This is a genomic window from Streptomyces cinereoruber (assembly GCF_009299385.1).
In the GTDB taxonomy this organism is placed as follows: Bacteria; Actinomycetota; Actinomycetes; order Streptomycetales; family Streptomycetaceae; genus Streptomyces; species Streptomyces bikiniensis.
Genome location: NZ_CP023693.1, coordinates 930110 through 953449, shown reverse-complemented (window position 1 = coordinate 953449; position 23340 = coordinate 930110). Strand labels below are relative to the sequence as shown.

The following is a 23340-nucleotide window of genomic DNA, read 5'->3' as shown; positions in this document are numbered from 1 at the left end:
CCGGTACCGGGCGGTAGCCCCCAGTATCGGGGAAAGGGCCCGGCGCCCCGGGTCCTTCGGACTATCGTGCCTTCCATGAGCCAGGACGAGATCGACCCCGGCGACGAGTGGCCCCTGCCTCCGCCCTGGATGTGGGACTGCGACGAGTGCGCCGACCTCTACCGAACCATGCGGAACGTCGGCGACCGGATCGCCGAACTCCGCCTCACCGGCGAACGCGGCGTCGACTGGGACCCGTTCGACAGCACCGTCACCACCCAGATCGCCCTCGGCGCCCACCTCGCCGCCCGCCATCCCGACCTCCTGCCCGACTGGGACCCCGACTGCGACACCTGCGCCAGTCACCGGGAGCGGATCGCCCGCGAGCGGGAACCCGGTCCGCACCGGGACTTCGACCTCCGCTGCGGACGCGAGCACCTCGCCCGCCACGTCTACGCCCCGCCCCGGACCGTCGGCCTCCTCTGAACCGGCCTCCTCTGAACCGGCCCGTTCCGAAACGGACTTCGCGGGCCGGGCGGCTCAGGACACCGGGCCCGTCCCCTCCAGCTCCGTCAGCCGCACGGTGCACAGGCCCCCGCGCTCGGCCTTCACCTCCGTCACCTCCAACTGGGTGCCCGGCGTGAGGATGTACTCCTCCTCGCCGGTGAACGCGGAGAACCGCCGGATCCCCACGGCCCGCGCCGGCGTCACCTCGAACAGGGTCCGCCTGCCCCGGCTCCCCAGGAACCTCCGGGCCACCGCCGGCTCCGACGTGCACGAGGACACGCCCCACCAGGTCACCGTCCGTCCCACCGGGTACTGCGACCGCAGGTCGAGGGCCACGCCCCGCCACAGGGGCTCCTTCCGCACCGGCAGCTCGGCCACCGCCGAGAACAGCAGCCGAAGGTACGGCAGGTACGGCACCAGCCGCTCCCGGTCCGGGGACCGCAGCACGGCGTTGATCTCGCGGTAGAACGCCGACTCGCACGTGTACAGGTAGAGCGCCGCGACCGCGTCGGCGGACAGCCCGCCGGAGTCCTGCGCCGACGCGGCCTTCGCCTCCCCGAAGAGGCTCGACCGCTCGATGTACCCGTCCAGGTTCCGGAGCACCCCCGCCACCGGTTCGACGGCCTTGCGGAAGTCCATCAGCGGAGTGTCGAACACACCGGTGATCGGCGGCAGGACGAGCCCCTCGTCCTTGACGCTCGTGAGCCGCTCCAGATACAGCTGGTGCAGCTCCCTCGTCGTCGCGATGAACGCCCCCATCCGCTCCGCGACACCACCGCCCTCCGACCCGCCGGCCCCCGCCGCCTCCCGGTCCCAGCCCTTCGCCGGAAGCCAGTCGACCGGCTCGGCCCCCACCGCCGCCAGCGCGTCGTTCACCCGCGCGAAGTGGTCGCCCTCGCAGAAGACGTCCCCCTGCGCCGCCGGGTTCGCGTGGTCCAGGTGCCGGACCTCGACCCCCGGGTACTTCTTCTCCAGCCGCTGGACGACCCGCTTCAGGCTCCGGGCGTGCGCGCCCCACCAGGCGAACACCACGCCCCGGTCCTCCTCCCCGGCCTCCTGCTTGGCCCGGAGGACCTCCTCCACGATCTGCTCGGCCACGGGCCGCCAGAACGCCGTGTGCCGGTCGGTCGGCACCGCCCCGTCCGCGCTCGCCGTCAGGGACGCGTTGAGCAGCAGCACGCCCTGGGCCAGCATCGACTGGAACCACTCCGGCGGCGGGACCGTGTCCTCCTTCTCCAGCAGGGCCCGGACGTCGGCGACCGGCGTCTTCTTGGCGATGCCGTACTTCCACATCGCGGCGGCCTTGATGATGCAGCGGATGCTGACCACCCGGCCGAACCGGCTGTCCTTCCAGTCGGTGAAGGTGTTGTCGAACATCGCGATGCCGGTCGCGCTCTCCGCCCGCGGGTACGGGTTCTGACCGAAGACGACCACCTTCCACTTGTGCGGCGGGTGCGGCTTCAGCGCCTGGAACGTCAGCTCCCGCACCGGCACCACCTCCGGGCTCCGCTTCGGGCCGATGAAGTCGGCGGCCCCCGGCCGCGCCTCGATCACCGGCCCGAGCAGCGGCAGCCACGGCTCGCCGCCGCCGGTGAACAGCTCGGCCAGGTTCAGCGGGTCGCCCGCGGCGGGAACGCCGTCGGCGGGAACGCCGGCTTCGGTCATGGGTGCGGAACTCCCGGGGTTCGGTACGGAGGTGGTGGAGGTGACGGGGGTGGCAGGAGCGGCGGGGGCGGCGTCGCCCTGCGGAACCTGCGTGGCCTTCGGGTCAGCGGCGAAAGGAAGGCCGCCGCGGCACGTCGATCCGGACCCGCCGCGCGGACCCCGCTCCCCGGATGTCGTCGAGCTGCCCCAGCACCGCGGCCCTCAACTCGTCGTAGTCCGCGAACCCGTGGTCCTGGAACAGGGTGTAGCCCGTCCACATCAGATTGGCGCACACCTGCGCGGGCACCCGCCCCGTCTGCGCACCGAGCCCCACAAGCGCCACCGACCGGATGCTGCCGGGCTCCACCCTGTTCTGCAGGTGCACCGCCTGGAACGCGGCCGCGCACGCCAGGGCCACGTTCATGGTCTCGCCGACGTCCTGCGAGGACCGGCGCATGGTCGGCGTCGAGATCAGGTACCGGGGCACGGCGGCCCCGGACGGGACGCACACCGCGCTGCCCACCGGCAGGCTCCCGCCGAACCGGTCGCGGATCGCCCGCTGCACCCGCACCTGGATGCCGGCGCCGAGGTACCGCTTGACGACGGCGTCCACACCGCCGTCCATCCGCCCCTTCGCGTTGGTGGGGGACACCCACGCGTCGACGTCCACGTCGAGCAGGGAGCCCCGCCGGATCTCCACCTCGGGCGTGTCCGCGAACGCGGACCGCCAGGCCGCCACCACCCCGGCGTTCACATCGACCAGTACGACTCTCAACGCATGCCGGACACCCACGAGTCCGCCCCTCTCGCACAGCTTCTCGAACAACTCCGAAGCTATAGCGCCCCACTGACAACGCCCCGGCGTCCTGACCCGCCCGGAGAGGGAACGACGAAGGCGAGGAGATCGCTCTCCTCGCCATGTTCAAGGTATAGCGCACCGGGGGGCTTGCGGCAAGGCCCCGGTCGTGGCGCAGAATCGGCGGCCTCGGCCACGACCTGCGGAAAAGAGGAGCGCGATGCACGCGCGGTACGTACGGGACCTTCAGGAGATCGACGAGACGCAGGTCGCGCTCGCCGGCGGCAAGGGCGCGCACCTGGGCGCGCTGTCACGGATCGACGGCGTCCGCGTGCCGGCCGGTTTCTGCGTGACGACGGACGCCTTCCGGCGGGTCGTGGAGCGGGCGCCGCTGCTCGACGGCCTGCTCGACCGGCTGTCCCGCCTGGGCCCGGACGACCGGGAAGGGCTCCGTACGCTCAGTGCGGAGATCTGCCGGGCCGTCGAGGCGGTCGCCGTCCCGGACGACGTCGCGGAGGCGATCACGGGCGCGCTCGCCCGGTCCGGCGCGCACGACGCCTACGCCGTCCGCTCCAGCGCCACGGCGGAGGACCTGCCGACGGCCTCCTTCGCCGGCCAGCAGGACAGCTACCTGAACGTCGTGGGACCTGCGGAGGTCCTCCGGCACGTCGGCCGGTGCTGGGCCTCGCTGTTCACCGAGCGGGCCGTCGCCTACCGCCGCCACCACGGCATCGACCACCGCGCGGTCCGCATGGCCGTGGTCGTCCAGCGGATGGCCCTCCCCGACGCGGCCGGCGTCCTCTTCACGGCCGACCCCGTCACGGGCGACCGGAGGACCGCCACGGTGGACGCCGGCCTCGGACTCGGCGAGGCCCTGGTCTCCGGCCTGGTGGACCCGGACGTCTTCACCGTGCGGGACGACCGGGTCGTCGCCGAGACGATCGCCGTCAAACCGCGCGCCCTCCGGCCCCTGCCCGGCGGCGGCACGCGGGAGGAGGAGGTCGACGCGCGGCGGCGGGAGCGCCCGGCGCTGACGCACGAGCAGGTCGTGCGGCTCGTGCGGCTCGGCCGGCGGATCGAGGCGCACTTCGGCCGCCCGCAGGACATCGAGTGGTGCCTGGTGGACGACGACTTCCGGATCGTCCAGAGCCGGCCGATCACCACGCTGTTCCCCGTGCCCGAGGCCGACGACACGGACCCCCACGTCTACGTCTCGGTCGGCCACCAGCAGATGATGACCGACGCCATGAAGCCCCTGGGGTACTCCATGTGGCAGCTGACCGCCATGGTGCCGATGCACGAGGCCGGCGGGCGGCTGTTCGTGGACGTCACCCGGCGCCTGGCCTCGCCCGCGAGCCGCGCCGCCCTCCTGGACGCCGTCGGGAAGGGCGACCCGCTGATCAGGGACGCCCTGGAGACCGTCCTCGACCGCGGCGACCTCGTCCCGTCGCTCCCGGACGAGGCCCCCGCCGGACCCGCACCCGTACCCGGTGCCGCGCCCGCCCCGATCGACGCCGACCCGGCGATCGTCACCGCACTGGTCGAGCGCAGCCGGGCGTCCGTCGCCGCCCTGGAGCGCGACGTCCGGACCAGGAGCGGGCCGGAGCTGTTCGACTTCCTCCTCGAAGCCTTCGAGGAGCACAGGCGGGTCCTCGCCGACCCGCTGAGCTTCCGGGCGCTCATGGCGGGCATGGAGGCCACCTGGTGGCTCAACGACAAACTCCTCGCATGGCTGGGCGAGAAGAACGCGGCCGACGCGCTCACGCTCTCCGCCCCCGGCAACGTCACGTCGGAGATGGGCCTCGCCCTGCTCGACGTCGCCGACGCGATCCGCCCCCACCCGGAGGTGGTGGCGTTCCTGGAGCGCGTCGAGGACGACGACTTCCCGGACGGGCTGGCCAAGCTCCCGGGCGGGGCCGGGGCGCGCGACGCCGTCGAGGCCTACCTCGACCGGTACGGCATGCGCTGCGTCGGCGAGATCGACATCACGCGGCCGCGCTGGCGCGAGCGCCCCGCCGCGCTCGTGCCCGCGATCCTCGACAACGTCAGGAACTTCGGACCGGGCGCCGCCGAGCGGCGCTTCCGGAAGGGTCTGGAGGAGGCGCGGGAGAAGGAGCGGGACGTCCTGACCCGTCTGCGGGCCCTGCCCGACGGGGAGCGGAAGGCCGCCGAGACCAAGCGGATGATCGACCGGGTCCGGACCTTCGCCGGATACCGCGAGTACCCGAAGTACGGCATCGTCAGCCGGTACGCCGTCTACAAGCGGGCCCTGATGGAGGAGGCCGGGCGGCTCGTGCGGGCCGGTGTGCTCGCCGAGGCGGAGGACGTCTTCTTCCTCACCTTCCAGGAGTTCCACGAGGCCGTGCGCACGGGGCGGGTGGAGGAGGGGCTCGTCCGGCGGCGCGAGGAGGAGTTCCGGGCGTACTGTGCGCTCACCCCTCCCCGGGTGCTGACCTCGGACGGCGAGGCCCTCGACGGGGCCTACCGGCGGGACGACGTCCCGGACGGCGCCCTCGCCGGCCTGCCGGTCTCCGCCGGCACCGTCGAGGGCAGGGCCCGCGTCGTCCTCGACATGGAGGACGCCGACCTCGAAGCGGGCGACATCCTGGTCACGGCCTTCACCGACCCCAGCTGGTCGCCCGTGTTCGTCGGCATCGCCGGCCTGGTCACGGAGGTGGGCGGCCTGATGACCCACGGCGCGGTGATCGCCCGGGAGTACGGCCTGCCGGCCGTCGTGGGCGTGGCCGGGGCCACCCGGCTGATCGAGGACGGGCGGCGGATCCGCGTGCACGGGACCGACGGATACGTCGAGCTCCTGTCGTGAGGCCCCGCCGTCCCTCCTACCGCGCCCCCGTCCGCACCGGCCGCCGGAGCAGATAGGCGCCCGCGCAGGCGACGAGCAGCAGCATGCAGCCGGTGAACACCAGACCGGCCCGCTCCAGACCGAGCGGGCCGGTCAGCAGGCCGACGCCGATCACGGGGAGCGAGATCCCCGTGTACGCGACCAGGAACAGGGTCGAGATCACCGCCGCGCGCCGGTCCTCCGGCGCGGCCCCGGCGACGGCGGACAGGGCCGCGCGGAAGGTCAGGCCCTGCCCGGTGCCGCCGACGACGGCGGCCAGGACGACCAGCGCGAGCAGGTCGGTGGCGAGCGCGCCCGCCAGGAGGGCCAGACCGGCGAAGAGCACGGCGCAGCCCAGGGGCAGGGACCGGGGCACCCCGACGCGGCCGACGGCGAACTGCCCGGCGGTCGAGGAGAAGAAGGCGAGGGCCACGACCAGGCCCGTCACGGCGTGGTTGTCCACGTGCAGGAAGCGGGCGAGGAAGGCGGGGCTGACCGAGGTGAAGACCCCGAACAGGGCGAAGCCCACGAAGGAGGCGAGCGCCGCCGGCACGAACACCGGCCGGACCGGCGCGGGCAGGGCGGGCCACCGGGGCCGTACGGCGGACAGGGGACGGCGCTCCCGCACGGTCTCCGGCAGTCGCAGGACGACGACGGCCGAGAGCAGCGCCAGGGCGAGGTGCACGGCGAACGGGAGCAGCAGCGGCTCGGGGGCGTACTCCGCGAGCAGCCCGGCGAGCAGGGGGCCGCAGCCGAGGCCGCCCATGTTGGCGGCCGTGGCCACGAGCGTCGCCCGGGACGCGCCGCCCGGCGGGGCCAGGTCCATGACGTACGCGGTGGCGGCGCCCGTGAAGAGGCCCGCCGACAGGCCCGAGAGCAGCCGGCCCGCGTACAGCCAGCCCAGGCCGTCGGCGCACAGGAAGCAGACGGCGCTCGCCACCGCGAACCCGAGGCCCCACAGCAGCGCCGGGCGCCTGCCGACCGTGTCCGAGGCGTCGCCCGCCAGGAGCAGCACCCCGATGACCCCGAAGGCGTACACGGCGTACACCACGGTCACGATCAGCTCGGAGAACCCGAACTCCGCCTGGTACAGCGGGTACAGCGGGGTCGGCAGCGTGGTGCCGGCCATTCCCACGACGAACACGGCCCCGCCGAGCAGACACCGGAGCCACCCTTGACGATCACCAGCCATGCCGCCGACCGTAACCCCGGTGCGGGACCCGGCGCGGGAACCCGGGTCAGCGCGCGCCGAAGACCTGGGTCCAGTAGGGGCCGCCGTCGCCCGTGTGCAGGCCGACGCCCAGCTCCTTGAACGAGCAGTTCAGTATGTTCGCGCGGTGGCCGGGGCTGTTCATCCAGGCCTCCATCACCTGCTCCGCCGTCCGCTGGCCCATCGCGATGTTCTCGCCGTAGGTGGACCAGCCGTACCCGGTGGCCGTGACGCGCGCGCCGGGATCGGCGCCGTCCGGGTTGGTGTGGTCGAAGAAGTCCCGCGCGGCCATGTCGTCGGAGTGGCCCTGGGCGGCCCGCGCCAGGAGGGAGTTCCCGGTGACGGGACCGCAGCCCTCCTTGGCCCGCTCGGCGTTGACCAGGGCGATCACCTGCTCCTCGACGGAGGTGTGACCGGAGTCCTGCTTCGTGGCCGTGGGGCTGCTCGGGGTCGTCGGCGTCTTGGTGGCGGGCGCCTGCGTGGGCGTGCGGGTCGGCCGGTCCGCGGTCGGCCGCGCGGCGGTGGTCGGCGCGGCGGTGGGGGCCGACGCCGTGGGCTTGGCCGAGGGCTTCGCGGAGACGGTTCTGCTGGGCCGGGGCGTGCCCGACGGCGTGGCCGTCGGGGTGACGGAGGCCGAGGCGGTGGCCGCCGTGGGGGAGGAGGCCGGGCCCGACGCGGAGACCGTGAGGTCCACGGTGGAGGCGCGCGGCGCGTCCAGGGCCGTCAGCTCGTCCTCGTCGGGGCCGTCGACCAGGGTGAAGGCCCCGCCGGTGACGGCGGCCACCGCCATGCCCGCGGCGATGGCCACGCGGCGGCGCCCGCGCTGCTGCTCCTGCCGCCTGCGGCGCCGCGCGTTGCGGGCGCTGCGGGCGCCGACGACGGGGGAGGGGCTCGCGCTGGGCGTTCCCGCCGCCTCGTACCCGGTCGCCCCGGCCGGCTCGTACGCGTACGCGGCCGGCTCGTGCACGTACTCCGCCGGCTCCTGCACGTACCCGGTCGCCTCCACCGGCTCGTACGCGTACCCGGTCGTGGCCGCCGGCTCCTGCGCGTAGCCGGACATGCCCGATGTGTCGGGCGACTCGTACCCGTAACCGTGCTCGTGCCCGTACTCGTGCCCGTATCCGGAGGCTCCGGCCGGCTCGTACGCGTTCGGTTCGTACGCGCCCGTCCCGTACGCGGGGGTGGTCGCGGTGGCGAGGTCGAGGCCCGCCCGCTCGCGGAAGGAGGCGAGCAGCAGTCCGGCCGGGGGGACGAGCAGCAGCCCCGCGAGCAGGCCCTCGGCCGGGTAGAGGCCGTGGGACAGGCCGGCGCAGTACACGCACGCGCGGGCGTGCCTGGCTATTCGCTTGCGCCAGAGCCCGGAGGGGCGCCCGTCCCAGCCGCCCAGCTCGTACCGCAGGTCGGGGCAGGGCGGGTTCTCCGTAAGGGCCCGGACGACGACCCGGGCGGCGTCCAGCTGCGCCTTCATGCGCTGGACGCGCACCGCCGTGTGCTCCGGGGAGAGCTGGAGGGCCGAGGCCACCTCGTAACGGGTCAGGTCGCCCGTGCACTCCAGCCACCACAGGGACAGCAGGGCCCGGTCGTCCGGCTCCAGCCAGCGGGTCGCCTCGGCGGTCTCGCGCCGCTGCCCGGACAGGTTCAGGCGAACCACCGTCAGGCCGACGAAGTCGGCGCCCGGCTGGGGCAGGTCGCGGGCGTCGTCGAGGCCGCCCGTGGCGAGCCCGGTCTGCTGCCGGTGCCAGTGGGCGCGGACGACGTTCATCGCGATGGCCACCAGCCAGGACCGGAAGCTGTCCGGGGCGCGCAGTCCGCCGAGCCCGCCGAGCGCCCGGAGCATCGTCTCCTGCACGACGTCGTCCACGTCGTGGTGGCCGTTCATGGCCCGGCCCACGATGTTGTAGACCAGCGGCAGGTGGTGGGTGAGGAGCCGGTCCTGCGCCTGCGGATCCCCGCTCTGCGCGGCCCTGACCAGCTCCGTGAGCTGCTGTGTACTCATGCTCGAATCACCCTGCCTGTTCCGGTCGTCCTCGGGGGCCAACACATGGGAGACCGCCGGGCGCCGGGCCGATAACAGAAATCCCCCGGCTTTCCGGAGAAGATCCGGGAAGCGGGGGTCGGCCGGCACGTCCGGCGGTCCTTCGGGGCGGTAGTGGAGCGCCGCGGTCCGCGCACGCGCGGACGGGAGGGACGGGGGACACGCGGACCTCCTCGGCGCGCGGGACGGAGCGCCCGGACGGGGTGGGCCCGGGCGTGGAGCGGGCCCCACGGTAGCGGACGGGCCGGGGGAGCGGGCCGTCGGTCGCCGGACGTGCGGCGGCCCCGTCCTCGTCGTGATCGAGGGCGGGGCCGTGCGCGGGGCCCGGTGGCGGGCCGTGTGCGCGGGGTGCGCGGATCCGTGTGCGGATCGTCGGTGGGGCCGGATGAGCAGGCCTCACGTCCTTACGCGTGGCGTCGCGAACCGCCGGTGAAGAGGCGGTAGAGCAGGAGCAGGATCACCGAACCCACGATGGCCGCGATCCAGGTCGACAGCTCGAAGAAGCCGTCGACGGAGTCGACCCCGAAGATCACCTTGCCGAGCCAGCCGCCGAGGAGGCCGCCCGCGATGCCGAGCAGCGTGGTGATGATGAACCCGCCCGGGTCGCGACCCGGGGTGAGGGCCTTCGCAATGAGGCCCGCCAGCAGTCCGATGATGATCCAGGCGATGATTCCCATGGTTTCCGTCTCCTTCGCGTGTGCTGTTCGATCCGTTCCGCGCTTATAGAACGCTTATATGGAGCGCATACGCGGAATCGGCGGATCCAAACGTCCCCCGGCGCCATCACCTGTCCGCGGGAGAGGCGGACCGTGCCGTCGACAGGGGTTCCGCGATGTCCTCCAGGGAGCGGCGCTCGGCGTTCACCGCCAGGAAGGCGGCGACGAGCCCGGCCGCGCACATCAGTCCGGCGCCGATCTGGAAGGCGAGGACCGTGTCACCGACGACGCCGGACTCGGTGAGCTCGGCGAAGATCAGCGGTCCGCTGATGCCGCCGGCCGCCGTGCCGAGGGCGTAGAAGAAGGCGATGGCCATCGCCCGGGTCTCCATGGGGAAGATCTCGGAGACGGTCAGGTACGCGCTGGAGGCGCCCGCCGACGCGAAGAACAGCACCACGCACCAGCAGGCGGTCAGCGTGGTGGCGCTCAGCGAGCCGCGGTCGAAGAGCCAGGCGGTGCCGAACAGGAGGATGCCCGAGAGCAGGTACGTCGACGAGATCATGATCCGGCGGCCGACCGTGTCGAAGAGCTTGCCGAGCAGCAGCGGCCCCATGAAGTTGCCCGCGGCGATCACGGCGAAGTAGTAGCCGGTGCTGCCCGTGGGCACGTCGAAGAACGTGATCAGGATGGTGCCGAAGCCGAAGGTGATGGCGTTGTACAGGAACGCCTGCCCGATGAAGAGGGAGAGCCCGAGGACCGCCCGGCGCGGATAGGTGTGGAACACCGTCTTGGCGATCAGGCCGAAGCCGATGCTCTTGCGCTGGTGGATGGTGATCTCGCGGTCCGGCGGGGGCAGCCGGACGCCCTTCTCCTCCTCGATCTCCTTCTCCACGGAGCCGACGAGCTCCTCCGCCTCCTCGCCGCGGCCGTGGATGAACTGCCATCGCGGACTCTCCGGGACGTGTCGGCGCACCAGCAGGATGACCAGCCCGAGGACGACGCCGAGGGCGAAGCTGAGCCGCCAGCCGAGGTCCTTCGGGAAGATGTCGGTGTCCAGCATCACGATGGACAGCAGCGAGCCGCCGATCGCGCCCAGCCAGTAGCTTCCGTTGATGATGAGGTCGACCCGGCCGCGGTAGTGCGAGGGGATCAGCTCGTCGATGGCGGAGTTGATGGCCGCGTACTCGCCGCCGATGCCGAAGCCGGTGAGGAACCGGAAGAGGAAGAACCACCAGGACTCGAACGACAGGGCCGTCATCGCGGTCGCCGCCAGGTAGACGACCAGCGTCACCATGAAGAGGCGTTTGCGGCCGTAGCGGTCGGTCAGCCAGCCGAAGAACAGCGCGCCGGAGCAGGCGCCCGCCACGTACAGGGCGGCGGCGACGCCGGTGATCTGCGCGGCGGTGATGTCGAGGCCGCTGCCGTCCTCGGCGATGCGGCCGGCGACGTTGCCGACGATCGTGACCTCCAGGCCGTCCAGGATCCAGACGGTGCCGAGGCCGATCACGATCATCCAGTGCCACCGCGACCACGGCAGGCGGTCGAGGCGGGCCGGTACGGCGGTGGTGACCGTCGATTCCCCGGGCCCCGGTGCGGGGGGCCGTGACACTTCAGAAGCCATGGTTCTCTCTCCGTCGCGTGCCCCCCGCATTCCCCTCCCCCGAGTTCCCGGAACCGGAAGTTCCATGCGGGAGGGCGACGCAGCGCGAGCGGGCGGTGACGGAGAGGTGCGGGGCCTCCTCGCGGAACGCGACGGGTCAGAACACCCGTTCGGTCGTGGTGACGACGGCGCAGCGGCCCGCCGCCCACTCCAGGGCCATCCGGTGCTCGCGCTCGGAGAAGTCGGCCACGGCGTCCGCGACGACGAAGGCCTGGATGTCGCTCATCCACGCGTCGCAGGCCGTCATCAGGACCCCGATGTGCGCGTACACGCCGGTGACCACGAGCTGGTCGCGGCCCTGCTCGCGCAGCAGCTCCAGGAGGTCGGTGCGGACGAAGGCGCTGTACTTCCACTTGGTGAGGCGGATGTCGCCGGGCTCGGGTGCGACGGCGTCCGCGATCGCCACGGCGTGCGGGTCGTCCGGGACGCCGGGACCCCAGAAGTCCTGCTGGAGGCCGCGCTGCTCGGGCGTCTGGCCGCCGGGCTGGGCGGTGTAGACGACGGGCACGCCGAGCCGCGCGGCCTCCTCGCGGAGCCGGTTCAGGTTGGCGAGCAGTGCGGTGAGCGGCTCGGCGCCGTCGTCGAACGGGGTCAGGAAGTGGTTCTGGAGGTCGTGCACGAGGAGCACGGCGCGGTCCGGGTCGACGGTCCAGTCCACCCGGTTGGCCGGCAGGTCGCCGGGGCGGGGCATCGGATAGGGCGGGACGGCGGGGAGGCTCATGACGGTCCGTTTCGGAGGGGCGGGACGGCGGGGGCGGGGTGGTGAGGGGATGTCAGGCGCTCGCGCTGCCGGCGCGGAGGTCCTTCTTGGAGATCTTCCCGACGCCCGTCGTCGGGAAGGCGTCGGCGAAGACGATCCGGTCGGGGACCTTGTAGGCGGCGAGCCCGCGCTCCCGCACGAAGCGCTTGAGGGCCGGCGCCTCGACCTCCTCCGTCCCCGGGCGGCGGATCACGTACGCGCAGCTGCGCTCGCCGAGGTACGGGTCGGGCTCGGCCACCACGTTGGCGTCGTGCACCGACGGGTGGGCCAGGAGGTGGTTCTCGACCTCCTCGGCCGCGATCTTCTCGCCGCCCCGGTTGATCTGGTCCTTGGCGCGCCCCTCGACCACCAGGTGGCCGCTCGGGGTGAGCCGGACGAGGTCGCCGGTCCGGTAGAAGCCGTCCTCGGTGAACGCCCGGGCGTTGTGCTCCGGCGCGTTCCAGTACCCGCGGATCGTGTACGGGCCCCGGGTCAGCAGGTGCCCGGTGGCGCCGACCGGCAGGTCCTCGTCCTCGTCGTCCACGACCCGGATCTCGTCGTCCGGGGAGATGGGGCGGCCCTGGGTGGTGACGACCGTCTCCGGGTCGTCGTCCAGGCGGGTGTAGCAGACCAGGCCCTCGGCCATCCCGAAGACCTGCTGGAGGGTGCAGCCCAGGGCGGGCCGGACCCGGCGGGCCACCTCGTCGGCGAGCCTGGCGCCGCCGACCAGGAGCACGTCCAGGGTGGAGAGGTCGTACGCGGAGCCGGGGGCGGCGTCGATCCAGACGAGCGCGAGCGGCGGCACGAGACCGGTGATGGTCACGCCCTCGTCCCGGATCAGTGGGAACGCCACGTCCGGGGCCGGCTGCGGGCACATGACGACCCGTCCGCCCGCGTACAGGGTGCCCAGCGAACCGGGCGAGGAGAGCGGGAAGTTGTGGGCGGCGGGCAGCACGCACAGGTAGACGCTGTCCTCGTCGAGCGCGCAGATCTCGGCGGAGCCGCGCAGCGAGTAGACGTAGTCGTCGTGCGTCCGGGGGATCAGCTTGGGCACGCCGGTGCTGCCGCCGGAGAGCTGGAGGAACGCCGTCTCCGAGGGGTCGCGGTCGGGCAGCCCGACCGGCTCGGCCGGGACGTCGGCCAGGGCCTCGAAGGGCCCGGCGTCCTCGCCGACGACGAACACGTGCCGCAGCTCGGGGGAGCGGGCGAGGACCGTGGTCGCCAGGGCGCGGTGGTCGAAGCCGCCGTGGACGTCGGGGATCACGTAGGCGACGGCCCCGGTGAAGGAGCAGAAGTAGGAGATCTCCGACTCGCGGTGCGCGGGCAGCGCGAAGACGGGGAGCGCGCCGAGGCGGAAGAGCGCGAAGACCACTTCGAGGAACTCGGCGACGTTGGGCAGTTGGACGACGACCCTGTCGCCGGCGCCGATCCCGCGGGCCGCGAGGCCGGCCGCGAGCCGGTCGGCGCGCAGGTCGAGCTCGGCGTAGGTCCAGGCGCGCCGGGCGCCGCCGGGGCCCGCGCGGTCGACGACGGCGACGCGGTCGGGGTGGGCCCCGGCCCGGGTGCGGAGCATCGTCCCGAAGGTGACGCCCTCCCACCAGCCGGCCGCCCGGTACCGCTCGGCGAACTCCGCCGGCCAGGTGGGGGTGGTGTACGGGACGTCCCCGGACGGCTCCCCGAGGGACGCGGGACGGGTCGGCGCGGTCACAGCTCGGCTCCCACGGCGTGCAGGAAGGTGCGGAACTTCGCGGCGGTCTCGGCGGACTCGTCCTCCGGCACGGACGCGGCGACGACGCCGGCCCCCGCGTACAGGCGCAGGGTGCGCTCCTCGGCCTCGGCGCAGCGGATGGTGACGACCCATTCGCCGTTGCCGTCCGCGTCGCCCCAGCCGACGATGCCGGTGAAGAAGCCGCGGTCGAAGGGCTCGGTCTCCCGGATGACCTCGCGGGCCAGCGGCGTCGGGGTGCCGCAGACCGCCGGGGTGGGGTGGAGCGAGGAGGCGATCTCCAGGGCCGACACCTCGGGGTGGGCGAGGGTGCCGGTGACCGTGGTGGACAGGTGCCACATGGCGGCGGTGCGGATCAGCGACGGCCGGGTGGGGACGTCGATGGCGGAGCAGTACGGGGCCATCGCCTGGTGCACGGCGTCGACGACGACGGCGTGCTCGTGCAGGTCCTTGGCGGACTCCAGGAGGGCCGCGGCGCGGCGCACGTCCTCGGCGAGGTCGTCGCTGCGGGGGGTGGAGCCGGCCAGCGGGTTGGAGACCAGTCGGTCGCCGCGCCGGGAGACCAGGAGTTCGGGGCTGGCCCCGAGCAGGGTGCGGCCGGGGTGGGTGGGCAGCGCGAAGGTGTAGCCGCAGGGGTCGCGGCGGGCGAGCCGGCGGACCATGGCGGCGATGTCCAGCTCGTCGGGTCCGGTGACCTCCAGGGTGCGGGCGAGCACCACCTTGCTGAACTCGCCGTTCCACATGCGGTCGACGGCGGCGGCGACGCCCTTGGCGTACTCCTCCGGCTCCGGGTGGGGGCGGACCGTCCAGTCGCCGGCGCGGGGCGCGTCGGCGGGCAGCGCGACGAGCGGGTCGGAGGCGAGGGCCGGTCCGGTGCGGACCGTCTCGGGCACGACGAGCGCGGCCGGAGCGTCCTGGTCGAAGGGGACGGCGCCCATCACGACGGGGGCGGCGTGGCGTCCGGCGCGGGCCTCGGCGAGGGCGTCGGCCACCCGCTCGGCGATCGGGTCGGTGCCGTGCGGGACCTCGCTCAGGACGCCGTGGGCGAGCAGGGTCCGGGTGGGCGTGGCGAGGAAGCGGTCGCCGGCGCGGAAGGCGTCGAGCAGCCCGGTGGCGGCGCCGACGGCCGAGGACGTGGGGGTGGCGGCGCGGACGGGCGCGGGGGCCGGAGCGGCCGGGGGTGCGGGGGAGGGCGCGGGTATGGGGGCGGACGCGGGCGGGTGCGCGGCGACCTGGGGGACCGTCGACACGGGTGGGCTCCTTGGTTCGGTGAGGTGGGTGGGCGGCTCGGGCCCCGGGGGCCGCGCCGCGCGGGCCGTCAGCGCAGGGTGGCGCCGCCGTCGACGTACAGGTCCTGCATGGTGATGTGGCGGGCCCGGTCGGAGGCGAGGAAGACGACCGCCTCCGCGACGTCCTCCGGCCGGGCGATGCGGCGCAGGGGGATGCCGGTGCGGTGGGTGGCGAGATCGCCGTCGAGGACGCTGTCGGGGACGGAGTCGCCGTCCCACAGGGAGCGTTGCATCGGCGTGTCGGTGGAACCGGGACAGACGGCGTTGCAGCGCACGCCCCGGGCGGCCACCTCCAGGCCCAGACACTTGGTGAAGGCCACGGCGGCCGCCTTGGAGGCGGCGTACACGCTCATGTCCGCGCGGGGTATCCCGGCGGCGTTGGAGGCGACGGTCACCACGGAGCCGGAGCCCCGGGCGGCCATGCCGGCGACGACGGCGCGGGACAGGTGGAAGACCCCGGTCGTGTTGACCGCGAACACGTCCGCCCAGTCGCGGTCCGTCGTCTCGACGGCCGGGCCGGTCCGCAGCATCCCGGCGACGTTCACCAGGATGTCCACGGGGCCGAGTTCGCGCGAGACGCGCTCCACGGTCTCGGCCACGTCGTCGGGCGCGGTGACGTCGAGCCGGTACGGGACGACCGGCCCGGCGGCCGGGTCCGCGCCGGCCTCCTCGGCCAGCCGGGCGACGCTCTGCCCGAGCTCCCGCTCCGAGAGGTCGGTCGCCGCGACGGCGGCCCCGCGCGCGGAGAGGGCGCGCACCACCGCCTCTCCTATGCCCTGGGCGGCGCCGGTGACCAGCGCCACGCGGCCCGCGAACTCGCCGTTCGGACCGGTGCCGTTCGGCACGTGGCCGTCCGGCCCGCTTCCGTCCGGTCCGGGTCTGCCCGGTCCGTTGATATCCGTCACGATCTCTCCTCGTACTTAGGTAAGCCTAGCCTAAGTTTGACTGGTTGCCCATCGGTTCCCGAGGGGCGTTCAAAGGCGCTCGGGCTCCGGAACCCGCCGAACCGCCCCCGCCCGCACGGAAACCGGCCGCTTCTCCGCGACGGCGCGCAGCGCCCCGTCCAGGAGCGGGCCGATCTCCGCCAGCGCCTCGGGGGCCATCAGCTCGTCGTGACCCCGGTCGAGGACGTGCTCGGTGAGCCGCCCCGACACGTACGCCGGCCACACCGTGCCCGGCGCGTCCTCCGGCGCGGTCGTGCGCGAGGCCGTGAAGAACAGCACGTCGCCGTCGAAGTGACGGGTCGTACTGCGCGAGAGCAGCCGCACGCAGTGCACGTTGGTGTCCACGATCGCCCGCAGCAGCTCCTCGTCGAACCCGGCGAGCAGGCCCTGGCTGTCCCGGATCGCCGCGACGGCCTCCTCCCGCGTCACCCCGCCGCGCCCGGACTCCTCCGCGCCCAGGCCCGCCACCGAGAGCAGGAAGCCGTTCTCTTCCCGCTCCAGGCGCTCGCGCCAGTCCGGCCCGTCCAGGTACGACCAGTCGTCCCGCTCCGGCGGATAGGCGTCGAGCAGCGCCAGGAAGGCGACCTCCTCGCCCCGCTCCCGGAGCATCGACGCCAGGGTGTGCGCCACCGTCCCGCCGAAGGAGTAGCCCGCGAAGTGGTACGGGCCCTCCGGCTGCACCTCCCGGATCGCCGCCAGGTACAGCTCGGCCAGCTCCGCCACGTCGGCCGCCTCCGGCAGCGCCCCGGCCAGACCGGGCGACTGCACGCCGTACAGCGGCCGGTCCGCGTCCAGGTGGCGCAGCAGGCCCGTGTACTGCCAGCTGAACCCGGACGCCGGGTGGAAGCAGAACAGCGGCGCCTTCGTGCCCCGTTCGCGCAACGGCAGCAGCACCCGCAGCGCGTCCCGGCGCGAGTCCGACCCGATCCGGGCCGCCACGTCCGCGACCGTCGGCGCCGACATCACCGTGCCCACCTGCACCGGCACGCCCAGCTCGTCGCGGATGCGCCCCACGAGCCGCATCGCGAGCAGCGAATGCCCGCCCAGCTCGAAGAAGTTGTCCTCCACGCCGACCCGATCCAGACCGAGCACGTCCGCGAAGATCCCGCAGAGCAGCTCCTCGCGGGCGTCCTTCGGCGGCCGGCCGCCGCCCGCGTCCGCGAACACCGGGGCGGGCAGCGCCGCCCGGTCCACCTTGCCGTTCACCGTCACCGGCAGCGCCGCCAGTTCGACGAACGCCGACGGCACCATGAACTCCGGCAGCGTCGCCGACAGCAGGGCGCGCAGCTCCGCCGCCTCCGCCTCCGGGTCGGTGCGGACCGCCTCCGAGGCGGGCACGGTGTACGCCACGAGCCGCTTCACGCCGTTCGCCCCGGTGTGCACGACCACCGCGGCGGCGGCCACCCCGGGAGCGGCGGCGAGCGCCGACTCGATCTCGCCCAGCTCGATCCGGAAGCCGCGGACCTTCACCTGGTGGTCGGCCCGGCCCAGGTAGTCGATCTGCCCGTCCTCGCGCCAGCGCACCAGGTCGCCCGTGCGGTACATCAGCGTGCCCGGCTCCCCGAACGGGTCGGCCACGAACCGCTCAGCCGTCAGCGCCGGACGCGCGAAGTAGCCCCGGGCCAGGCCCGCGCCCGCCAGGTACAGCTCGCCCGGCACCCCGCGCGGCACCGGCCGCAGCGCGCTGTCGAGCACATAGGCGCGGGTGTTGTGGATGGGCCGGCCCACGCAGGACGACACACTCTCCTCCACGTCGGCGCCCAGCGCGTTGATCGTGTATTCGGTGGGCCCGTACAGGTTGTAGCCCATCGTGCCCTCGGTCTCCTCCAGGAGCGTCCAGAGGGAGTCCGGCACGGCCTCGCCACCGAGCAGCACGAGCGCCGGGCGGTGCCGGTCCGCGTCGAGCAGGCCCGCGTCGACCAGCTGCTGCCCGTACGACGGGGTGACGTTGACGACGTCGATGCCGACCCGGTCGTAGTGCGCCGTCAGGGCCGCCGGGTCGAGCCGCAGCTCCTCGCCGATGACGTGCACCTCGTGCCCGTCGACCAGCCAGAAGAACTCCTCCCACGACATGTCGAACGCGAACGACACCGTGTGCGCGACCCGCATCCGGCGCCCGCCCGCCAGCTTCACCGCCGGGTCGAAGATCCGCTCCCGGTGGTTGAGCAGCATGTTGACCAGACCCGAGCCCGGCACGACCACGCCCTTGGGGCGGCCGGTCGAACCCGAGGTGTGGATCAGGTACGCCGGGTGGCGCCCGTCGCGCGGCCCGGTCAGCTCCTCCTCCGCGACCGGACCGCCGGGCAGCGCCGCCAGTTCGGCGACGACCGCCGGGTCGTCCAGGGCGAGCGGCGGCACGCCGTCCACGACCGGGACCCGGCCCCGTACGGCGTCCACGGTGACCAGGCAGACCGGCACCGCGTCCTCGACCATCGCGGCAAGGCGGTCCACCGGGTGGTCCAGGTCCAGCGGCAGGTACGCCGCCCCCGCCTTGAGCACCGCGAACAGCGCGACCACGAAGTCCGCCGAGCGCGGCAGGCCCAGGGCCACCGTCCGCTCCGGACCGGCTCCGCGCGCGATCAGCGCCCGGGCGAGCCGGTTGGCCCGCTCGTCGAGCTCCGCGTAGGTCAGCCGCTCGTCCTCGAAGACCAGCGCCGTGGCCTCCGGGGTCCGCGCCGCCTGCCGGGCGAACAGGTCCACCAGCGGCACGTCCGGCACGTCGTGTCCGGTGTCGTCGCCCAGGGCGAGCAGTTCCGCCCGCTCGGCGTTCTCCAGGGTCCGCAGCCGGCCCACCGGCGTCGCCCCGCCCGCCGCGAACTGCTCCACGAGCAGCCGCAGCCGGCCCGCGAGCCGCTCGGCGGCCTCCCGGTCGTACAGGTCCGGCCGGTACGCCAGGCTCAGTTCGAGCGAACGCTCCGGGGTGACCGCCAGGGTCAGCGGATAGTGCGTGCCGTCGACGCTGTGCGTCCAGCCGATCTGGTGCCGCTCCACCGCCTCCTCGCGCGCCGCGTCGTCCAGCGGCGTGTTCCGGAACACGTACAGCGTGTCGAAGAGCTGACCGATCCCGGTGCCCCGCTGGATCGGGCCGAGCCCCAGGTAGTGGTGGGGCAGCAGGTCGGCGTGCTCGCCCTGCATCCGGACGAGCAGGTCCCGCAGCGTCTCCGAGGGGCGCAGCGTCACCCGGAACGGCAGCGTGTTCATGAACATGCCGATCATCTGGTCGACGCCCGGCACGTCCGCCGGACGGCCCGAGACCGTCGCGCCGAACACCACGTCGTCCCGGCCGGTCATCCCGGACAGGGACAGTGCCCAGGCCGCCGAGAGGACCGTGTTCAGGGTGACGCCGCAGCCCCGCGCGAACGACCGCAGCCGGTCGCTGGTCTCCGCGCCGAGCGCGATGTCCACCACCTCGGCCGTCACCGGCTGCCGGGTCGGGTCGGCCGGCGCCACCAGGGTCGCCTGGTCCAGGCCCGACAGGTGGTCGCGCCAGGCGGCCCGTGCCGCGTCCCCGTCGGTGCCCGCGAGCCAGCGCAGGTACTCCCGGTACGGCGTGACCGGCGGCAGGATCTCCTCGCGCCCGCCCGCCCCGTACAGCGCGAACAGCTCCTCGAAGAACAGCGACTCCGACCAGCCGTCGGTGAGGATGTGGTGCTGCGTCACGCACAGCATCCAGCGGTCCTCGGCGAACTTCAGCAGCGTCACGCGCATCAGCGGCGGCGCCGACAGGTCGAACCGGGTCGCCGCGTCCGCGAGGGAGAACTCCCGCTGCGCCTCGTCCTGCGCGGCCCGGTCGAGACCCGTCAGGTCGCGGACCTCCCACGGCAGCTCCCACGCGGCGGGCACCACCTGCACCGGGCCCGGCAGGCCCTCGTGCCAGAACGCGGAGCGCAGGTTCGGGTGGCGGCGCAGCATCGCGTCGAACGCCGAGCGCAGCGCGGCCGTGTCCACGGCGTGCCGCAGCTCCACGAAGTTCTGCATCAGATAGACGTCGAGCGCCCGGTCGTCGTACTGCGCGTGGAAGTACAGGCCCTCCTGGAGCGGCGCCAGCGGCAGCACCTCCTCGGCGCCCGGGAACACCTCCGCCAGGACCGTCCGCCCGGCCTCGTCCAGGTCCACCAGCGGGGCGTCCGCGTCCGGGGAGGCCGTGGCCGCCGCCTTCTCCTCCGGCGTCCGGGCCGCGAGCGCCAGCGCCGCGACCGTCCGCCGCTCGAACACGTCGCGCGGGGTCAGGACCAGGCCCTCCTTGCGGGCCCGGGTCACCAGCCGGATGGAGACGATGCTGTCGCCGCCCAGGGCGAAGAAGTCGTCGTCCACGCCCACCGACGCGAGCCCCAGGACCTCGGTGAAGACCCGGCACAGGGCCTCCTCGCGCTCCCCGCTCGGCGCCCGCGACCCCTCGGAGCCGCCGAACACCGGCGCGGGCAGCGCCGCCCGGTCCAGCTTGCCGTTGACCGTGAACGGCAGCGCGTCCAGGACCACGACCGCCGCCGGGACCATGTGGTCCGGCAGGCTCGCCGCCAGCTCCTCGCGGACCGCCGCCGGGTCCGCCGTGCCCGTCACGTAGCCGACGAGCCGCTTCACCCCCGGCGTGTCCTCGCGGACCACCACGGCCGCCGCGCCGACCCCGTCGACCGCCGCGAGCGCCGACTCGACCTCGCCCGGCTCGATCCGGAAGCCCCGGATCTTCACCTGGTCGTCGGCCCGGCCCAGGAACTCGATCTCCCCGTCGGCGCGCAGCCGCGCCAGGTCGCCCGTGCGGTACATCCGCGACCCCGGGGGCCCGTACGGGTCGGCCACGAACCGCTCCGCCGTCAGCGCGAACCGGCCCAGATAGCCGCGCGCCGTGCCGTGCCCCGCGAGGTACAGCTCGCCGGTCGCCCCGGCCGGCACCGGCTGCAGCGCCGCGTCGAGCAGGTACGCGCGCGTGTTGCCGATCGGCCGGCCCACCACCGGCGTCGCCGAGGCCGCCAGATCCGCCGCGAGCGCGTCCACCGTGTACTCGGTCGGGCCGTACAGGTTCACCGACATCACGCCGGTCGCCGCCCGCACCGCCGACCACAGCGCCTCCGGCACCGCCTCGCCGCCGAGCAGCAGCAGCGCCGGACGGTGCGCGGCCGGGTCCAGGAGCCCCTGGTCGAGCAGGCCGAGCGCGTACGTCGGGGTGACGTCCATCGTCTCGATCCGGTGCTCCCGCACGTACGACACGACGAACTCGGCGTCCCTGCGGCCCACCTCGTCCAGGACGTGCAGCTCGTGCCCGGCGACCAGCCAGAACAGCTGCTCCCAGGAGGTGTCGAAGCTGAACGACGCCGTGTGCAGGGCCCGCAGGCGCCGGCCGCCGGTCGCCTCGACCACCGGGCCGAACACGTCCGCGATGTGGTTGGCGTACAGGTTGGACAGGCCGCCGTGGGTCAGCACGACGCCCTTGGGGCGCCCGGTCGAGCCGGACGTGTAGATGACGTACGCCGGGTGCCCGTCCGCGACGGCCGGGGAGGCGAACTCCGCCGGGGCCGCGGCCAGGGCGGCGGCCGTCTCCGGCGCGTCCAGGACCAGCCGCTCGGGCCCGTCGCCGGCCTCCGGCAGCAGCCCCAGGCCGCGCGCGGTGGTCACCACGCACACCGGACGCGCGTCGTCGATCATCAGACCGAGCCGCTCCGCCGGATAGTCCAGGTCGAGCGGCAGGTACGCGCCGCCGGCCCGCAGGACGGCGAGGATCGCCACCACCGTCTCCGCCGAGCGCGGCACGGCGAGCGCCACCACCGACTCGGGGCCCACGCCCCGCGCGGCGAGCAGCGACGCGAGCCGCGCGGACCGCGCGGAGACCTCCGCGAAGGTCAGCGACTCCCCGCCGCACACCACCGCGACCTCGTCGGGGGTACGGGCCGCCCGCTCCGCGAACACGTCCGCGACCGTGCCCGCCGGCACGTCCCGCACCGTCCCCGGCCAGCTCCCGCGCACCCGCGCCGACTCGGCCTCGGGCAGCAGGGGCAGCGCCCCGACCGCCGTGCCGGGCTCCTCCGCGATCCGGTCCAGGACGTGGGCGAGCCGGTCCGCGATCAGGCCCGCGCGACGGTCGTCGAAGACGTCCGGGCGGTACTCCAGGCGCAGCGTGGCCCGCGCGTCCAGGGACACCGCGAGGGTCAGCGGGTAGTGGGTGGCGTCCTCCGCCTCGACCCCGGTCACCCGCACCCCGGCGGCGACGGTCTCGCGCGCCGCCGGGTCCACCGGGTAGTTCTCGATGACGACGAGGGTGTCGAACAGCTCGCCCGCGTCGCTCTGCTTGCGGATGAGCCGCAGCCCCAGGTGGTGGTGGGCCAGGAGGGCGTTCTGCTCGTCGCGGAAGCGGCGGAGCAGCCCCTCGACCGTCTCCTCGTTGCGGACCGACAGCCGCACCGGCACGGTCGTGATGAACAGGCCGACCATCGACTCGACACCGGGTATCTCGTCCGGACGGCCCGACACGGTCAGACCGAACAGCACGTCCCGGCGGCCCGTCAGACCGCCGACGAGCAGCCCCCAGGCGCACTGGACCAGGGTGCTCGGCGTGGTGCCGAGGCGGCGGGCCGCCGCCGTCAGACGGGCGGTGGCCTCCTCCGACAGCTCCAGGGACCGCACGCCCGGCCGGACCGGGGTGCGCGCCGGGTCGGGCTCCGCGACCAGCGTCGCCTCCTCGACCCCGGCGAGCGCCCCGCGCCAGGCGGCCTCGGCCGCCGGACCGTCCTGCTCCTTCAGCCACTTCAGGTACGCGCGGTACGGGCGCACCGGCGGCAGCCCGGAGGCGTCCCCGTCCGCCGCGTACAGGGCGAGCAGGTCACCTACGAGGAGCGGCATCGACCAGCCGTCGACCAGGATGTGGTGGACCGTGATCACCAGGCGGTGGTCGTCCTCGCCCACCCGGGCCAGGACCAGGCGAAGGAGCGGCGGCCGGTGCAGCTGGAAGCGGCGGGCCAGCTCGGCCCGGCGCAGCCCGGCGAGCCGGTCCTCCACCGAGGCACCCGAAGGGCCCGAAGCACCCGGTGCGCCGGACGGGCCCGACGCACCGGAAGCGCCCCCCGTCAGGTCCACCCGCTCCAGGGCGAAGGGCACCTCCGCCGGCACGAACTGCACCGGCTGCGGCACCCCCTCGTGCCAGAAGCCGGCCCGCAGGTTCGGGTGCCGGCGCAGCAGCGCCGCGGCCGCCCGCTCCAGGCGGTCGGCGTCGACCGGGCCCGAGAGCCCCACCGACACCTGCACGGTGTACACGTCGGCGGCCCCGTCGTCGTAGACGGAGTGGAACAGCATGCCCTGCTGAAGGGGGGACAGCGGCAGCATGT

At 74.2% G+C, this 23340-nt stretch carries 13 protein-coding genes; 2 read left to right on the top strand and 11 right to left on the bottom strand.

Annotated features, from left to right (window positions below):
* The first annotated feature begins 75 nt into the window (after positions 1 to 75).
* Entirely contained in the window at positions 76 to 465 is a 390-nt protein-coding gene (locus CP977_RS04125; RefSeq protein WP_062757610.1) for a hypothetical protein, read from the top strand.
* Positions 466 to 519: 54 nt separating this feature from the next.
* On the opposite strand, the gene CP977_RS04120 is transcribed toward CP977_RS04125, so the two are convergent.
* Together CP977_RS04120 and CP977_RS04115 are read right to left on the bottom strand one after the other, a co-directional pair.
* The gene (locus tag CP977_RS04120) at positions 520 to 2151 is read right to left on the bottom strand and encodes an ADP-ribosyltransferase domain-containing protein (RefSeq protein ID WP_152369635.1); all 1632 of its coding nucleotides are present in this window, start codon (positions 2149 to 2151) and stop codon (positions 520 to 522) included.
* Positions 2152 to 2254: 103 nt separating this feature from the next.
* Positions 2255 to 2905 carry a macro domain-containing protein gene (locus tag CP977_RS04115; protein WP_229991544.1) on the bottom strand — a complete coding sequence of 217 codons (651 nt, stop codon included), beginning with the start codon at positions 2903 to 2905 and terminating at the stop codon, positions 2255 to 2257.
* Positions 2906 to 3146: 241 nt separating this feature from the next.
* On the opposite strand from CP977_RS04115, the gene rph reads away from it, so the two are divergent.
* Entirely contained in the window at positions 3147 to 5750 is a 2604-nt protein-coding gene (gene rph, locus CP977_RS04110) for a rifamycin-inactivating phosphotransferase (RefSeq protein ID WP_152369634.1), read from the top strand.
* A gap of 16 nt (positions 5751 to 5766) precedes the next feature.
* Here rph and CP977_RS04105 read toward each other — a convergent pair whose 3' ends face one another.
* From CP977_RS04105 to CP977_RS04065, 9 genes are all read right to left on the bottom strand, one after another.
* Entirely contained in the window at positions 5767 to 6960 is a 1194-nt protein-coding gene (locus CP977_RS04105; RefSeq protein ID WP_062757604.1) for an MFS transporter, read from the bottom strand.
* 46 nt (positions 6961 to 7006) lie between these two features.
* Positions 7007 to 8974 (bottom strand): sigma-70 family RNA polymerase sigma factor, encoded by a 1968-nt coding sequence (locus tag CP977_RS04100; protein ID WP_152369633.1) that lies wholly within the window; start codon positions 8972 to 8974, stop codon positions 7007 to 7009.
* 443 nt (positions 8975 to 9417) lie between these two features.
* A complete protein-coding gene (locus CP977_RS04095; protein WP_062757600.1) occupies positions 9418 to 9690 on the bottom strand; it encodes a GlsB/YeaQ/YmgE family stress response membrane protein in 273 nt (90 codons plus the stop codon).
* Positions 9691 to 9796: 106 nt separating this feature from the next.
* Positions 9797 to 11290 (bottom strand): MFS transporter, encoded by a 1494-nt coding sequence (locus CP977_RS04090; RefSeq protein WP_062757598.1) that lies wholly within the window; start codon positions 11288 to 11290, stop codon positions 9797 to 9799.
* A 136-nt stretch (positions 11291 to 11426) separates the two neighbouring features.
* Entirely contained in the window at positions 11427 to 12050 is a 624-nt protein-coding gene (locus tag CP977_RS04085; protein WP_062757595.1) for an isochorismatase family protein, read from the bottom strand.
* A 52-nt stretch (positions 12051 to 12102) separates the two neighbouring features.
* Entirely contained in the window at positions 12103 to 13776 is a 1674-nt protein-coding gene (locus CP977_RS04080; RefSeq protein WP_152369632.1) for a (2,3-dihydroxybenzoyl)adenylate synthase, read from the bottom strand.
* Complete coding sequence (gene dhbC, locus CP977_RS04075) at positions 13773 to 15044, bottom strand: isochorismate synthase DhbC (protein ID WP_372460777.1); 1272 nt, start codon at positions 15042 to 15044, stop codon at positions 13773 to 13775. The genes CP977_RS04080 and dhbC overlap by 4 nt, the downstream gene beginning before the upstream one ends.
* A gap of 68 nt (positions 15045 to 15112) precedes the next feature.
* Positions 15113 to 15988 (bottom strand): 2,3-dihydro-2,3-dihydroxybenzoate dehydrogenase, encoded by an 876-nt coding sequence (locus CP977_RS04070; protein ID WP_372460778.1) that lies wholly within the window; start codon positions 15986 to 15988, stop codon positions 15113 to 15115.
* Positions 15989 to 16057: 69 nt separating this feature from the next.
* Positions 16058 to 23338: an amino acid adenylation domain-containing protein gene (locus tag CP977_RS04065; protein ID WP_152371497.1), complete on the bottom strand. Its 7281-nt coding sequence runs from the start codon at positions 23336 to 23338 to the stop codon at positions 16058 to 16060.
* Positions 23339 to 23340 lie beyond the last annotated feature (2 nt).

Bases quoted from the DNA above. Each gene is read 5' to 3' on its own strand.
- CP977_RS04090 (WP_062757598.1), bottom strand. From the start codon at position 11,290: ATGGCTTCTGAAGTGTCACGGCCCCCCGCACCGGGGCCCGGGGAATCG.
- CP977_RS04105 (WP_062757604.1), bottom strand. From the start codon at position 6,960: ATGGCTGGTGATCGTCAAGGGTGGCTCCGGTGTCTGCTCGGCGGGGCC.
- CP977_RS04100 (WP_152369633.1), bottom strand. From the start codon at position 8,974: ATGAGTACACAGCAGCTCACGGAGCTGGTCAGGGCCGCGCAGAGCGGG.
- rph (WP_152369634.1), top strand. From the start codon at position 3,147: ATGCACGCGCGGTACGTACGGGACCTTCAGGAGATCGACGAGACGCAG.
- CP977_RS04085 (WP_062757595.1), bottom strand. From the start codon at position 12,050: ATGAGCCTCCCCGCCGTCCCGCCCTATCCGATGCCCCGCCCCGGCGAC.
- CP977_RS04125 (WP_062757610.1), top strand. From the start codon at position 76: ATGAGCCAGGACGAGATCGACCCCGGCGACGAGTGGCCCCTGCCTCCG.
- CP977_RS04120 (WP_152369635.1), bottom strand. From the start codon at position 2,151: ATGACCGAAGCCGGCGTTCCCGCCGACGGCGTTCCCGCCGCGGGCGAC.
- CP977_RS04065 (WP_152371497.1), bottom strand. From the start codon at position 23,338: ATGCTGCCGCTGTCCCCCCTTCAGCAGGGCATGCTGTTCCACTCCGTC.
- CP977_RS04095 (WP_062757600.1), bottom strand. From the start codon at position 9,690: ATGGGAATCATCGCCTGGATCATCATCGGACTGCTGGCGGGCCTCATT.